This window comes from Rhizobacter sp. P3_B12, assembly GCF_056402895.1.
This window is the reverse complement of sequence record NZ_JBFUGN010000843.1, coordinates 1-2724: the sequence shown is the minus strand read 5'-3', so window position 1 is coordinate 2724 and position 2724 is coordinate 1. Positions and strand designations below refer to the sequence as shown.

At 73.2% G+C, this 2724-nt stretch carries 3 protein-coding genes; all 3 read left to right on the top strand.

All coding sequences use genetic code 11. The annotated features are described in order from the left end of the window. Nucleotides 1-365 (top strand): winged helix-turn-helix domain-containing protein (locus AC1D01_RS28920; protein WP_477872556.1); only part of this gene is annotated, 365 nt, incomplete at its 5' end. Nucleotides 366-388: 23 nt separating this feature from the next. After that, nucleotides 389-2326: a SulP family inorganic anion transporter gene (locus AC1D01_RS28915; protein ID WP_477872554.1), complete on the top strand. Its 1938-nt coding sequence runs from the start codon at nt 389-391 to the stop codon at nt 2324-2326. Continuing rightward, nucleotides 2323-2724: hypothetical protein (locus tag AC1D01_RS28910; RefSeq protein ID WP_477872552.1), on the top strand; the 402-nt coding region annotated here is incomplete at its 3' end. The genes AC1D01_RS28915 and AC1D01_RS28910, both read left to right, overlap by 4 nt.

The window sequence follows — 2724 nt, the reverse complement described above, 5'->3', positions numbered from 1 at the left end:
GCTGCAGCATCGACCGCGGCGCCAGTGCCATCGTCTCGCGCTCGCAGCGCGTCGGCCTGACCGCCCGCGAACTCGCGCTCGCCCAGCTGCTGTTCGAGAACGCCGGCCAGCTGGTGACCCGGGCCCGCCTCGCGCAGGATGTCTGGGGCACCGATGCCGGCATCACCGGCCGCTCGATCGAACAGCACATCTATCAGTTGCGCCGCAAGCTCAAGCGCTGCGCCGGCGAGGCGCTCGCGCTGCGCGGCGTCTACGGCAGCGGCTACCGCATCGACGCGGCCGCCGTGCCGCGCACCTCCTCCGGACCTTCTTCTGCGCCCACGGCCGCTCCCGGCCTGGCGGCGCAGGCCATGTTCCACGCCTGAACCTTCCACCGCCCACCACCACCATGCGCTCCACCACCCACTCCACCTTCGACGGCCTGCGTCCCGACCGCGTCCCGCTGCCCTGGGGCGACGTGCGAGGGGCCTCGCTGTCCGCGCTGTTGTCGCTGATCACCACCGTGTCCTATGGCGCGGTAGCGGCCGGATCGATCTCGTCGATGGGGCCGGGCGTGGTGTCGGCGATGGTGCTGTCGGGGCTGATCGCCGCCTCGCTCGGCGCCCTCGTCGCGAGCGCGTTCGGCTCGGTGCCGACGCAGATCTTCTCGCCGCGCGCCTCGGTCGCGGTCGTGATCGCGGCGGCCGCGGCGTCGTTCAGTGCCGGCGACGGCGTCAAGCTGCCGCAGGTGCTCGCGCTGCTGTCGCTGTGCCTGTTCCTCGCGATGCTGTTGCAGCTGGCCTTCGCGGCGCTGAAGCTCGGCGGCCTGATCCGGCTGATCCCGACCTCGGTGACGGCGGGCCTCGTGATCGCGCTGGCGCTGCGGCTGATCTGGTCCGAGCTGCCCGACCTGGTGGCCGCGCCGGACCGCCTGCGCCCGTGGGCGCCGCTGTGCACCGCCATCGGCACCTTCGGCGTGTTCGCGTTGCTGCGGGCCCGCTACGGGGCCGGCGGCGCGATGCTCGCGGGGCTCGCGGCCGGCCTGCTGGTTGCGCTGGTGGTCGATCTCGGCGCGCCCGGTGCGCTGCCGCACCTGCCGTCCATCGACCTCGCCGGCGGCCCGCTGCTGCCGGTGTCGCGCCTCCTCGGGCAGTTCCTCGAAGGCTGGCCGCCGGGCCGCTGGATCGACGTGCTGGCCTTCGCCGCGGTGATCGCGCTCGTCAACTCGGTCGAGACGCTGACCTCGGCGATGCAGATCGAAGACCTCGGCACGCAGCGCTTCGACGCCAACCGCGCGCTGCTGGCCGGCGCCCTCGGCTCGCTGGTCTCGCTGCTGGCCGGCGGGCTGCCGGTGGYCGGTGGCACCTCGACCTCGTCGGTGCACATGCAGGCCGGTGCCACCTCGCGCAGCGCCGCGTTCGCCTCGGCGATGCTGGTGGGCCTGGGCACGCTGGTGTTCGCGTCGATCATCGTCAAGGTGCCGCTGGCGGTGGTGGCCGCGCTGATGTTGTGCGTGGCCGGCGAGATCRCCGTGCCGCCGGTGCGCGAGCTGCTGGCGCAATGGCAAGCCGACCGGCGCGGCATGCGCGGCGAACTGGCGGTGGTGCTGATCGTGTGCGTGCTGATGCTGTCGGCCGACATCCTGGTGGCGGTGGCGGCCGGTGTGGTCGCCGCCTCGGTGCTGGCCTTCGTGCAGATGCGCGACAGCCTGGTGCGCCGCGAATACAACGCGACCGATGCGATGGCCCCGACCATCGTCGGCGTGCCGATGGGCCACACGGGTTCGCGCGACGTGCCGGTGATCGAGATCGGCCAGCCGCTGTTCTTCGCGACCGTCGAGGCCGCGGTGCATGCGGTGGAGCGCGTGAACATCAGCTCGCGCCAGGTGGTGCTCGACCTGACGCGCAGCGGCGGCCTGGACCTGACCGCGGCGAAGGCGCTGTCGCGCTGCGCCGCGGTGATGCAGCGCGACGAGCGCCAGCTGCTGGTGGTCGGCGGCGAGCGCATCGCCGAGATGGAGTCGCCGCTGCGCCCGTGCCTGGTGTTCGGCCACATCGGCGATGCGGTGAACTACTGCACCGATGCGCAGGGCCTGCGCGACCTCGAGGTCGAGCGGGTGCGGCGCGAGGCGCAGACCGTGCCGCAGGCGGTGATCGAGCACGCGACACGGCTGCTGGCCGAGCACATCGGGCCGATCGCCGAGGTGCTGGTGCGCCGCGCGGCCTCGGTCGTCACCAACCGCGACCAGTTCTGCAACGCGCTGGCCGGGCAGCTCGACGAGAGTCGCGCGCGAGAGGCCTTCCTGGCCGGCATGAAGCGCGTCAACATCGTGCGGAGCGCATCATGAGCGGCGCCGCGATGCAAGCCGGCACGCGCGAGCGCGACGCCTTCGTCTCGATGCTGGCGCGGCTCGATGCGCAGCTCGAGCRCGACCTGGCCCTGACGAAGGCGCCCCAGGTGACCGAGGCCGCCGAAGGCGAGCGCACGGATTTCGTGCCGACGCTGCAGATGCTGAAGCCCGAAGAGATCGCCGCGCTGGCGGCCCCGCCGCGCCGCGATGCGCCAGCGTCGCGCACCGCGGTGCTGCGGCCGGCGCGCTCGATCGGCCGGCTGCTGCCGTGGCTGGTGGGCGGCGGGCTGGTGGCCGGTGCGGCCTCCTTCGCGATGTCGTTCAGCGGTTCGCGTCCGGTGCTGCCGAAGGGGCCGGAGGTCGCGACCATCGTGCCGGTGGCACCGGTGGTGTCG